8 protein-coding genes are annotated in these 11,239 nt (G+C 73.4%); 6 read left to right on the top strand and 2 right to left on the bottom strand.

Annotation, left to right across the window (positions count from 1 at the left end):
* Window positions 1–304 (top strand): hypothetical protein (locus GSY69_RS14775; RefSeq protein ID WP_235936546.1); only part of this gene is annotated, 304 nt, incomplete at its 5' end.
* A gap of 73 nt (window positions 305–377) precedes the next feature.
* Entirely contained in the window at window positions 378–986 is a 609-nt protein-coding gene (locus GSY69_RS12700; protein WP_160954212.1) for a DUF1269 domain-containing protein, read from the top strand.
* Window positions 987–1,496: 510 nt separating this feature from the next.
* Here the strand turns inward: GSY69_RS12700 and serA are convergent.
* The gene (gene serA, locus GSY69_RS12695; RefSeq protein ID WP_160954211.1) at window positions 1,497–3,083 is read right to left on the bottom strand and encodes a phosphoglycerate dehydrogenase; all 1,587 of its coding nucleotides are present in this window, start codon (window positions 3,081–3,083) and stop codon (window positions 1,497–1,499) included.
* A 494-nt stretch (window positions 3,084–3,577) separates the two neighbouring features.
* Here serA and GSY69_RS12690 point away from each other — a divergent pair, with 494 nt between their 5' ends.
* The 4 genes from GSY69_RS12690 to GSY69_RS12675 all read left to right on the top strand — a co-directional run bounded on the left by GSY69_RS12690 (window position 3,578) and on the right by GSY69_RS12675 (window position 9,361).
* Window positions 3,578–5,002, top strand: a complete 1,425-nt coding sequence (locus GSY69_RS12690; protein WP_160954210.1) for a sensor histidine kinase — start codon at window positions 3,578–3,580, stop codon at window positions 5,000–5,002.
* Entirely contained in the window at window positions 4,999–5,709 is a 711-nt protein-coding gene (locus tag GSY69_RS12685) for a response regulator (RefSeq protein WP_160954209.1), read from the top strand. The genes GSY69_RS12690 and GSY69_RS12685 overlap by 4 nt, the downstream gene beginning before the upstream one ends.
* Before the next feature lie 239 nt (window positions 5,710–5,948).
* Window positions 5,949–6,707 (top strand): ABC transporter ATP-binding protein, encoded by a 759-nt coding sequence (locus GSY69_RS12680; protein WP_160954208.1) that lies wholly within the window; start codon window positions 5,949–5,951, stop codon window positions 6,705–6,707.
* The gene (locus GSY69_RS12675) at window positions 6,704–9,361 is read left to right on the top strand and encodes an ABC transporter permease (protein ID WP_160954207.1); all 2,658 of its coding nucleotides are present in this window, start codon (window positions 6,704–6,706) and stop codon (window positions 9,359–9,361) included. Before GSY69_RS12680 ends, GSY69_RS12675 begins: the two co-directional genes overlap by 4 nt.
* A gap of 224 nt (window positions 9,362–9,585) precedes the next feature.
* Here the strand turns inward: GSY69_RS12675 and GSY69_RS12670 are convergent, their stop codons facing one another.
* The gene (locus tag GSY69_RS12670) at window positions 9,586–10,881 is read right to left on the bottom strand and encodes a GNAT family N-acetyltransferase (protein WP_160954206.1); all 1,296 of its coding nucleotides are present in this window, start codon (window positions 10,879–10,881) and stop codon (window positions 9,586–9,588) included.
* Window positions 10,882–11,239 lie beyond the last annotated feature (358 nt).

Genomic DNA, 11,239 nt, shown 5'->3' with positions numbered 1-11,239 from the left:
GCCCGCTTTCGAGGCCGTCGAGATCTCCGACCTGTCACTGAACGACAACCCCACCCGCGCCATCCGCACACTCCACCGATCAGACCCCCGCCGACCGGGAGTGTTGCTTCGACGCTATGACACCACCACGCTCGGCACTAGATTTTCGTTCACTTCTATCGCCACGCTCGGGACGATCGCACTACGTGAACCGGAAGCGCTCGGCAGGCGGGATTGCCATGTCATTCCCAGCCTCTGCGTCCTACGATCGAAGTGCGCCGACCGGCGCACCGAGGACGGCGCCAGCACCGCCTCGCAGTCATGACCGAACAGGGCGGAGACCCTCTTCGCCCCATCACCGGTCGAGGCAAAGCTGTGACCCTGACGATTGGATGATCATGGCCGATTACGCAGCAATCATCACCTTCCCCGACGACGCGAAGACCTTCGAGGCGTTCTCCAAGCTCAAGAACTCGCCCAGCTACATCGACGCCGGCGCCATCGTCGAGCGCAGTGAGGACGGCCACTGGCGCGTCGTCGATGCGACGGACGCCTCGATCGGCGGGGGGCTCGCCGGCGGCTCCGTGATCGGCGCCCTCGTCGGCCTGCTGGGCGGCCCGCTCGGCATGCTCCTGGGGTGGGCCACCGGAGCCGCAGTGGGCGGTGCGGTCGACGCCTCCCGCGCGGCGGACACCTCCGATGTGCTCTCCGACTTCGCCGCGCAGGTGCGCCCCGGTTCGAACGGGCTCATCGTGCAGGGCTCGGAGGAGGGCATCCCGGCCGTCGACGCCATCGTCGGCGAACTGGGCGGTGCGCTCATCCGGCGCCCGCTCGACCAGGTCCTCGATGAGCTCGATGCCGAGCGCGAGGCCGCCGAGGCCGCTGCGGCTGCCGCCCAGGCAAAGCTGCGCGAACAGCACCGCTCGGAGCGCCGCGAGAAGTGGCAGGAGCGCTGGGACGAGATGCGCGATCGCCTGATCGGCAAGGACAAGGACAAGAAGGCCTGAGTTCCACCCCGGCGGCGTGTCCCCCGCGGGGGACACGCCGCCGTCGGCAGGGGCGTGGGGCACCCTCGACGGCACCATCGACACCGGAACCGGGTGCGCCACCGTCGGCAGGGGCATGGTCCCGCGGGCCGCTGGCAGCCTGCCGGTTAGGGCCTGACCTTGTTGGGTGCCGTTGGAGCCGCCGGCCACCGCCACCCTCACCCGCTCTTGCCCCCGCTTCCCACCGCTGAGAGGTCATTCTCGTTCGGTTCGCCCAGCGTCAACCGAACAGGAATGACCACTCGGCGAGGGCTCCGCCTCCAAAGGGCGGGCGCCCCGCAGGCTCGGAAGTCCAGCGGGCATCCCCGCCCCGCAGGCCAGCGCGGCCCGCAGGCTCGAACACCGCGGGCACCCGCAGACCCGCACGCCGCTCGGGCACACACGCGCATCCCGCAGACCCGGGCCCCTCACCCGCGACGGCCGCGGCAGCCCCGCTCGCCCCTCCACGAGATTGGCGAGGGCGGAACCCGCTCAGTCCTCCACGAGGTTGACGACGGAGAACGACGAGGCGTCCACGGCACCCGCGACGGCGGCCACGACCTCACCCGTCACCGGGGAGTCGACTGCCATGACGGACAGGGCCTCGCCGTCGGCGGGCGAGACCTGCATCCCGGCGATGTTGATGTCCGCGGCACCGAGCGCCTGGCCCAGCTGGCCGATGATGCCCGGGCGGTCCTGGTAGCGGAAGACGAGCAGGTGGTCTGCCAGCTGGATCTCGAGCTCGAACCCGTTGACCTCGGTGAGCTTCTGGATGAGCTTGGGACCGGTCACGGTGCCGGACACGCGCACCTGCTGGCCGTCCGAGGTGGTGGCGACCAGCGTCGTGAGGTTGCGGAACGCCTCGACCTCGTGATCGGCGATGGACTCGACGCTCAGGCCCCGCTCCTCGGCGAAGACGGGCGCGTTGACGTAGGACACCGGCGTGGAGACGACGTCCATGAACAGGCCCTTGAGCGCGGAGAGCGTGAGGACGGAGACGTCCTTGTCGGCGATCTCGCCGTGCACTTCCACCCGCAGGTGCGTCACCGGCGACTCGGCGAGCGCGGAGACGACCCGGCCCAGCCGCTCGGCCAGGGGAATGCCCGGGCGCACATCGGGGTCGATCGCGCCGCCGGCCACGTTGACCGCATCGGGCACGAGCTCGCCGGACAGCGCCCGGCGCACGGACTTCGCGACGGCCACGCCGGCCTTCTCCTGCGCCTCGGCGGTGGAGGCGCCCAGGTGCGGGGTCACGTTGACCGCGTCGAGGTCCATGAGCGGGGAGCCCTCGGGCGGCTCGACGGACCACACGTCGATGCCGGCGCCGGCGACCTGGCCGGAGGCGACGGCCTCGGCCAGCGCCTCCTCGTCGACGATGCCGCCGCGGGCCACGTTGACGATGCGCACGCCCGGCTTCGCCTTCGCCAGCGCCTCGCGGCCGATCATGCCGATCGTCTCCGGCGTCTTGGGCATGTGCACGGTGATGAAGTCGCTGGCCTCGAGGACCTCGTCGAGGCTCATGACGCTCACGCCCATCTGCGCGGCGCGGGCCTGCGTGATGTAGGGGTCGTAGCCCACGAGCTTCATGCCGAAGGCCTTGGCGCGCTCGGCGATGAGCCCGCCGATCCGACCCAGCCCCACGATCCCGAGCGTCTTCTCGTACAGCTCCACGCCGGTGAGCTTGGAGCGGTTCCACTGCCCCGCCTTGAGCGAGGTGTGGCCGGCGCCGAAGTTGCGGGCGGAGGCGAGGATGTGGGCCATCGTGAGCTCGGCCGCGGAGACGATGTTCGAGGTGGGGGCGTTGACGACCATGACACCGGCGCGGGTGGCGGCGGGCACGTCGACGTTGTCGAGGCCCACCCCGGCCCGCGCGATGACCTTGAGCCGGTCCGCCGCGGCGATCGCCTCGGCGTCCATCTGCGTGGCCGAGCGGATGAGCACGGCGTCCGCGCCTGGCAGGGCCGCGAGCAGCTCACCGCGATCGGCGCCGTTGCACGTGCGGATCTCGAAGTCGGGGCCCAGCGCCTCGACGGTGGCGGGCGACAGGTTTTCGGCGATGAGCACGACGGGCTTGGGCACGGTTCGGGTCCTCCCGGAGAGATTCGATTCCACCGGGGCCCGCGCACCGCGGCGCCGCGCCCCGTTCCGGGACAAGTCTAGGCGGCGCCGCCGCGCCTCTCACGCCCGGGCCCGCATCGTGGACCGCCCGCCCGCCGCACACCCGCCGCTCTGCTCGCCCTCGCCCCCACCGAGGCGAGGGTCGCCTGTGCTCCCGCCCTGCGCCGAGGCGCGGGCCGGGGTCCCCGCTCGCGGCGGCATCGACCGGGCCAGACCCGTGCGCCGGGGGCTGACGGCCTCCGCCCCCGTTTACCGAGGCGCGGGCCGGGGTCCCCGCTCGCGGCGGCATCGACCGGGCCAGACCCGTGCGCCGGGGACTGACGGTCTCCACCCCCGTTCACCGAGGCGCGAACCGGGGTCCCCCACTTCCCGAGGCACGGGCCGGGGCGGCCCTTGCCCAACACCTCCCCCGCCAAGGCGCGAGCCGGCCCCGCCCGTCGCCTAGAGTGGGCGCCATGCCCGCGAACCCGCCTCCGCGCCACGTCACGGTTGCCGGGTTCTTCGACCGCAGGCCCTGGATCGCGGACACGTTCGTCCTCACCCTGCTCCTCACGCTGCTGGCGTGGGCCACGAGCGCCCCGCGCTGGGCCCTGCCCACTGGCCCCCTCGCAGGGGCGCCGGGCTGGGTGGCCGGCCTCGTCTCCGTGGCCATGTGCGCCCCACTCGCCGTCCGCCGGGTGTGGCCCGTCCCGGCCGCCTGGACGATGACCGCCGCCTTCGCGCTCAGCGCGGTCCTCGTCATCCCGCCCTCGCTGGCCTACGTGGCCGCCCCCATCATGGTCTACTCCGTCGGCGCGTTCGCCCCGGCGCGGTGCGGGCGGATCTTCCTCCTCGTCGGCTTGGCCGGCGCGCTCGTCATGGGCGTCGCGCTCGCGGTGCTCATGGGCGCCGAGCGCACCCCGGGCGGCCGGTTCGCCCTCGACCTTCCCTCGGAGGCCATCGCCACGGTTGTGGCATGCACGGTGTTCGGCGCGCTGAGCGTCGGGTTCGCCTGGGTGCTCGGCGACGTGCGGCGCCGGCGGCGACGCGAGATCGCGGCGGTAGCCGAGCGCAGCCGCCTGCTCGAGCGCGAACGGGAGCGGGAGTCGCGGCTGGCCGCTGACGCCGAGCGGATGCGCATCGCCCGCGAGATGCACGACATCGTCGCTCACTCGATGTCCGTCATGATCGCGCAGGCCGACGGCGGCAGCTACATCGCGCAGACCGACCCCGCGCGGGCACAGGGGGTCTTCGCGACGATCGGCACGACCGGGCGCGAGGCGCTCGCCCAGATGCGCGGCATGCTCGGCGTGCTGCGCGACGACGATGCCGCCCGCACCGCCCCGATGCCCGCCCTTGCGGACATTCCCGCGCTCGTCGCCGACGTGCGCGCGGCCGGGCTGCCGGTGAGCCTCATCGGCGACCCTGGCCTGCTCGCCCAGCGCACCGCGCTGCCCGCGAGCACGGGCCTGGCCCTCTACCGGATCGTGCAGGAGGCGCTGACGAACACGATGAAGCACGCGGGCCCCGCCGCCCGGCCCACGGTCTCCCTGCGCCTCGAGCCCGCCCCGGCGACCCTCGTCGTCCGCGTCGACGACACCGGCCGCGGGGCGCAGGCCGGTTCCGATGGCGCCGGTTCGGGGCTGAGCGGAATGGCCGAGCGCGCCCAGATCATGGGCGCGGAGCTCGCGGCGGAGGCCCGCGCCGACGGCTTCCACGTGGAGCTGCGCCTGCCCGTCGCACTCGAGCCCGAGCTCACCGGCACGGGAGCTGCGGCACCCACCGGCACGGGAGCTGCGGCGCCCACCGGTCCGGGCGCCTCGGCCGAGGCCCGCCCCGAAGCCGCGGGACCCGCTCACTCGGTGGTCCCGACACCCGAGCACGAGGAGCCGCCACGATGACCGCAGCGCCGACCGCGGACCCGGAGCAGCTGCGGGTGCTGCTCGTCGACGACCAGCCGCTGCTGCGCGCCGGCTTCGCCATGGTCATCGACTCGCAGCCGGACCTGCGCGTCATCGGCCAGGCCGGCGACGGCGCCGAGGCGATCGCGCTGCTGGCCCGCCAGCGGGCCGACGTCGTGCTCATGGACATCCGGATGCCGCGCCTCGACGGGCTCGAGGCGACCCGCCGGATCGTCGCGGGCGATGTTCCCGCCGCCGGTCCGGTGCCGAAGATCATCGTCCTCACCACGTTCGACACCGATGAATACGCCTACGCCGCCCTGCGCGCCGGCGCCTCCGGCTTCCTCCTCAAGGACGCCGCCCCCGAGGCGCTGCTCGAGGCGATCCGCACCGTGCACCGGGGCGGGGCGGTCGTGGCGCCGACGACCACGCGCCGGCTGCTCGACTCGGCGGTGCTGGGCGCTGCGCAGCGCACCCCGGACCCGCAGCAGGCGCGGCTGCTCGCCGCGCTCACGGAGCGCGAGCGCGAGGTGCTCATCGAGGTCGCCAGCGGCGATTCGAATGCCGACATCGCCGCGCGCCTCGTGCTCTCCGAGGCGACGGTCAAGACGCACGTGGGCCGCATCCTCGCGAAGCTGCGCGTGCGCGACCGGGTCCAGGCGGTCGTCTTCGCCTACGAGGCCGGACTCATCACCCCCGGGCACTGACCTCGCCCGCGGGCACTGAGCCCACCTGTGTGCACTGAGCCCGAGGCCGCCCCCGCCGCCCGCCGGGGGTTTTCCCTCATCCTTGAGGATGATGGGCCGCGCGCCAAATCAGCCCCGGGGCCGATGCGCGCTGACCTGGGAATCCATAGCGTAGGAGTCATGTTCGGCGGCCGCGGGGGCACCCCGCGCCCCGCCGCCGCCCAGCACCGACCGGTGCGATTCCCCAAGCAGAGGATGCGATGACGATGACGGCCACGGCCCACAATCCCGCCTACACGGCGGCCGCCCAGGCGAGAGACCTCGTGAAGACCTACGGCGCCGGGGAGGCGGCGGTGCGCCCCCTCAACGGTCTGAGCATCGACATCGAGGCCGCCCGCTTCACCGCCATCATGGGCCCCTCCGGGTCGGGCAAGTCCACGCTCATGCACGTCCTCGCCGGGCTCGACGTACCCGATTCGGGCCGGGTCTCGATCGGCCGCCGCGACCTCACGAGCCTGAGCGAGAAGCAGCTCACCCGCGTGCGCCGCGAGCATGTGGGCTTCATCTTCCAGGCGTTCAACCTGGTCCCCGCCATGACGGCCGAGGAGAACATCCTGCTGCCCTCGAAGCTTGCGAAGAAGACCGTCGACCGGGCGTTCCACGACCGGATCGTCGAGCTGCTGGGCCTGCGCCCGCGCCTGCACCACCGCCCGTTCGAGCTCTCCGGCGGCCAGCAGCAGCGGGTGGCCGTGGCCCGCGCCCTCGTCACCCGGCCGGACATCATCTTCGCCGACGAGCCCACCGGCAACCTCGACTCCGCCACCGGCACCGAGGTGCTCGACCTCCTGCGCGCCGCCGTCGACGAGTTCGGCCAGACCGTCGTCATGGTCACCCACGACGTCAGCGCCGCCGCCCGGGCCGACAGGGTCGTCCTCCTGGCCGACGGCCGCATCGCCGGCGACCTCATCCGCCCCGACGTGCAGACGCTCTCCCGCGCCATGCTGGAGGTCACCCGATGAGGCACATCACCCTGGCGAACCTGCGCACCGGCGGCGGCCGCCTGATCGCGGCCGGCATCGCGGTCATGGTCTCCGTCGCGTTCATCACGGCCGTCCTCGCGCTCTCCCAGTCCTTCAACGACGCCATGCGCAAGCAGGCGGAGGCCGATGCCGCCGGCGCCCAGCTCATCGTCGGCTACGACTCGTCCGCGGGGGCGCCCCCCGAGGCGAGCTCCGACGATCCGAACGCTCACGACTCCGCCACGGGATCGGACTCCGCAGGGTCGGACTCCGCCGGCTCGGCTTCGGCGGAGCTGTCCACAAAGCTCGCCAAGCGGCTGGGCCGCCTGGACGGCGTCGAATCGGCGCAGCTCATCGAGACGACCTATGCCCAGGCCCAGGCGGGCAGCGCGAAGTCCGCGCTCGGCCTGTCGACCTACCCCACCTCCCGCAGCATGACAATGGACGCGGGCACGACCCCGGCGGGCAAGGACCAGATCGCCCTCTACGCCTCGGATGCGAAGACCCTGGGCGCGAGCGCCGGTGACCGCATCGAACTCGACTCCGACCTCGGCGCCATGGGCGGCGATTCCGCGGGCAGCGCGGACACGAAGAAGGACTACACCGTCTCCGGCGTCATCTCCGACGGGGAGGGCTACGGCACGGCCTACCTCACCTCCGCGGGCCTTAACCGAATCGACGCCGGCGCCAGCCCCGACTCCATCCGGCTGACGCTCAGCGGCAACCAGGCCGAGGACCCCGCGGCCCTCACCGCGGCCCAGCAGCGCGTGGCCCACGCCATCGCGGACACCGCGCACGGCGCCGCGGTCGAGGACGAGGGCGACAAGGGGCTGGCGGTCGCCGGCCTGAGCGTGCAGACGAACGACCAGCTCGTCGGCCAGAAGATGGAGAGCCTCACCGGCTCGTCGAACGCCCTCGTTTCGATCGTCCTCGCGTTCGCCGCGATCGCGATCATCGTCGCGGCCCTCGTCATCTCCAACACGTTCCAGGTGCTCGTCGCCTCCCGCACCCGCTCCCTTGCCCTCATGCGGGCGATCGGGGCCACCCGCGGCCAGATCCGCGCGGCCACCCTCGCCGAGGGGCTGGTGCTCGGCGTGCTCGGCTCGATCGCCGGCCTGCTCCTGGGCTGGGCGGGAGCCGCGGGCCTGGGCCTGGCGGCGCAGAAGCTCTGGCTCCCGTCCTTCCCGGTCCCGGGCCTGCCGTGGACGGCCCTCATCGCCGGGCCGGCCGTGGGCATCGTCGTCACGGTGCTCGCCTGCATCGTCCCGGCCCGCAAGGCCACGCGCGTCTCGCCCATCCAGGCGCTCGCGCCCCTCGACGTGCCGGCACCGGACCGCCGCTTCCCGTGGGTGCGCGCCATCCTGGGCGGCCTCATGACGGCGGCGGGCCTGGCGCTCACGCTCACCGGCGCCCTCCTGCACTCCCTCCTCCCCGCGTTCGGCGGCGGTGTGCTCGCGTTCTTCGGCGTGCTCGTCCTCTCCCGTGTCATCGTGCCGCCGCTCATCGAGGGCTGCGGCCGGTTGCTCGAGAAGCTCACGGGCGGCTCCCCCACCGCGGGCCTGGTGGCCCGCAGCGTGCGCATGGCCCCGCGCCGCGCGGCCTCGACGACGACCGCGCTGCTCATCGGCGTCACGCTCGTCGCGACGATGGTCGTGGGCGCGCAGACGCTCAAGACCACGCTGAGCACGGAGCTCGTCCAGCGCAACGCGGTCGACGCGGCCGCGACGCCCGACGCCGCCAAGCGCGCCGCCGGGGACTCCGACATCGTCGCCGCCCGCAGCGAACTGGCCGGAGCCAGTGCGAAGGCCGCACTGAGCGGCGAGGGCACGGACGCCAGCGGCACCACGACTGTCCTGGGCGCCACGCGGGACAGCACCTCGGCGGCGCGCCGCGGAAACCTCGTACCCGAGCGCGGCGAGGTGCTCGCCTCCACCTCGGCGATCCCCGATGCGGAAGTCGACGAGGGCGAGCTGGAGGGAGCCCGCATCACCCTGCGCGCCCACGGCGAATCGGTCTTACTACGAGTCCGCGTGGAACAGGGCCTGCCGAACGGCACGGTGCTCGCGGATCCCGCGGACATTGCCCCGCTCGATCCCACACAGGGCAACGGCCAGACGTGGCTGAGGATCGCCGATGACGCCAGCCCCTCGCAGGTCAGCCAGCTCGCCACCGATCTGCAGGCGGCGCACCCGGCAGCCGAGCCGGACCTCTCCGGGGCGATGCAGCGGGCCAGCTACGGCCAGATCATCGACATCATGCTCACGATCGTCCTCGTGCTGCTGGCCGCCTCCGTCGTCATCGCGATCGTGGGCGTGGGCAACACGCTGTCGATGTCCGTCTTCGAGCGCACCCGCGAGGCCGCGCTGCTGCGGGCCATGGGCATGTCGCGCGGCTCGGTGGGCGCGCTCATCACGATCGAGGCGGTGCTCATGGGCGTCGTGGCGCTCGTGCTGGGCCTGGCGCTCGGCGCGTTCTTCGGCTGGGCCGGGACGTCCGCGCTCCTCGACCTCGACGGGGTCACCGTCGTGATCGGGCTGCCGTGGCTCCAGCTCGCAGCGATCGTCGCGGCGGCCCTCGCGGCTGCGGCCCTGGCCTCGGCGCTGCCGGCGCGCCGGATCTCCCGCATCGTCCCGGCCGAGGGGCTCACCCGCTGAGCCGGGACGATGCGGCGCGCGGGGCCGCCCGGGCCAGCGGCCCCGCAGACGGTGAAGCGCCCGCTGGCCGCGGCCGGCGGGCGCTTCGCTCAGTGCGCTGTTCGTCGGTTGCAGCCGCGGGCGTGGCGGGGCGCCGAGGTGCCCCGCCGGCGACGGGCCGACCGGCTGCTGCCGCTGAGCGACAGCGCACGTCGGCCGACCGATCACACGCCCCGGGAGCGGCGCTAGAAGTCGTTCGGGGCGTACGGGGCGCGCTCGAGGCCGAACATCGTGCGCGCGCGCACCGCGGCCCCCGCGGTCAGCTCGCGGATCCGCCCGGCGCGCACGAGGACAACGGGATCGGCCCCGCCCAGGTAGATCGAGCCCAGCTCGGAGACGCTGAGGGCAAGGTCCGCCTTCGCATCGGAGGGCTCCTCGGCAATCCGCTCGATCTGGGCGGCGCGGCCGTCGGCGTCGATGCGGAAGACCCCTGCGGCGTAGCCGAGCGGGTCCTCGACGGAGAGCGTGAGCTCGCCGGCGACCATCCACGGGCGGGCGCGCAGGGACTTGAGCACGTCGAGGATGCGCAGCCACACCCCGTCCTTCGTCGCGACGAGCTTGGCCCGGCGGGGGTCCGTGAGCAGCCACGGCAGGGGCGACTGCTGGGCGCCGTAGCCGAACTTCACGCGCTCGACGAGGTCGATCGCGGCGAGGAAGGCCCAGAGCGAGGAGTAGGCGGCATCGGAGACGGCGACGAAGTCGAGCAGCTCGATCGTGCCCGGCTTGACGTCCCAGCCGGCGAACTTGTAGCTGACGAAGCCATCGGGCCGGCCGTGCTCGTCGTAGTGGAGGGCCGCGCGCACGGCGAGGTCCGGCTCGTCCGTGTCGACGTTGAGATCGCCGGTGGCCACGTCGTAGTAGACCTGCTGGCGGCCGGCGGCACCCGGGGAGATCTTCTGGAACTCCTCGTACAGCTCGGGGGCGAGGTCCGCGAGCTCGTCGGGATCGCACATCTCCACGCGGCGGTCCGGCTCGACGGCGAGCGCGAAGCCGGGGCTCGTGTCGACCTCGTAGCTCGAATACCAGGTGGCGGTCCCGAAGCCGAAGCGGCGGTAGATGCCGCCCTCCGTGGCGGTGAGGGCCGCGAACGCGTAGCCGGCGTCCGCTGCGTGCTGGAGGTTGGCCGTCATGAGGCTGCGCAGCAGGCCGCGGCGGCGGTGCGTGGGCCGCACCGTCACCCACGTGATGAGGTGGGCGGGCAGCAGGCGCGCGCCGCCCACGTTCATCTGCTTCTCGAAGTGGGCGAAGGTGGCGACTGGGATGTCCGCGCTCAGCGCACCCTTCGGCACCCGCGTGGGGTAGGCCGCGGTGAAGACCCGTCCATCCGCGATCGCGCGCTCCGTGCGGCGCAGGAGCTTCTCCCCATCGACCCGCTTGTCGTGGAAGCCCGCGCGCACCGCCTGCATGTAGTCCGCGGTGCGGGCGTCGGGAGCGCCGTCGACGATCTGGGGCGCAAAGGTCTCGAAACGGTATTCAGTCACCGGCTCAGGCTATCGCATGGCTCACACTCCCCTGCGCCGTTGGTCCCCGGTGGTGCCGCCCCACCGCCCGCGAGTGACGCACCCCGCCGAACCCGTGCGTGCGGCACCCCCCCCCACCGCCCGCGAGTGCCACACCCCCGCCGTCCGCGTGTGACGCCCGTGTGACGCGCAGGCGCCCCCCGGTGGAATAAGCGTGCTTGCATATATGTTGGTCTGCTTCGCACCCCTGCGCGCGCCGCACCCGCGCCGCCCCGGCAGCCGCAGCAGCGGCCGCCCCCGCGCGCGAGGATGCCGGCCGCACCTCCCGCTCAGCCCACCAGGAGCCCCATGCACGCCCGCCGCGCCCCGTCCTCCGGTG

It is taken from the genome of Brevibacterium rongguiense (assembly GCF_009857845.1).
GTDB classification, from domain to species: Bacteria; Actinomycetota; Actinomycetes; order Actinomycetales; family Brevibacteriaceae; genus Brevibacterium; species Brevibacterium rongguiense.
Note: the sequence above shows the minus strand (reverse complement) of the source record. Positions and strands in the feature narration are given on the sequence as shown.